The sequence below is a fragment of the Lawsonibacter hominis genome (assembly GCF_014287895.1).
Lineage (GTDB): Bacteria > Bacillota > Clostridia > Oscillospirales > Oscillospiraceae > Lawsonibacter_A > Lawsonibacter_A hominis.
In genome coordinates, this window is record NZ_JACOPP010000086.1 from 1 (window position 1) to 734 (window position 734).

General features: G+C 49.3%; 1 pseudogene. It reads left to right on the forward strand.

The window, feature by feature from the left end:
• Positions 1-734, forward strand: a pseudogene (locus H8S57_RS16880) (MobP3 family relaxase); the annotation flags it as partial.

Genomic DNA, 734 nt, shown 5'->3' on the forward strand with positions numbered 1-734 from the left:
GATACCTTTGCCGAGCGTATCAAAGAGTATTGCGAGGCCAAACAGCGGGCAAAGGAACACCTGTCGGCCATCACAGACGAAATGATTGACGAGTTTGAGAAGTACATGGAGCATCTTCACCCGCAGGAATATCGCCGCCTGCGTGAAGCGTTTGGGCGTATCACGGATGATGAGCTGGGGACTTCCCCTTTGGATAGCGTTGTTGGTGCAATGAAGATTGCCCCCTTTATCTCACGCCTGTTCGCGCTGAAGGAGAAAATGCCGAAAAAGGGGCGGCTGTATTACAAATTGCTTCCAGAGGATGTGAAGGCCGAATTGGATGCCTTTGTTGCCTTCTTGAAGGAAAACAACGAGTACATCCGCAATTTGGTACAGGACTACGCAGAGAGCAAGACCCGTCTTGCCATGCTCTATGACACCGACCCGGCGCACATCAAAGAACAGCAGGAAAAGGCTGTGGCGGAGGCCGATAAGCTGATTGCCAATAAAATTCTCGACGTAATTCGCACCATGCTGTGCAAAGACCGTGAGGTTCAGTCTTTTGAATATACAGAGGCCCGCAAAGCCTACTTCACCGAACAGATGATTTGTGAGATTTTAATTGCTTTGGAGCAGACTGCCATGAGCCTTGATATGGAATATGATGACCGGCAAAAGGCGATGAGTACAGATTTGTCAAAGGCAGCCCGAAAAGAGTGGTATCTGCGGCACAAAGATAAAGGTATGGAGCCATA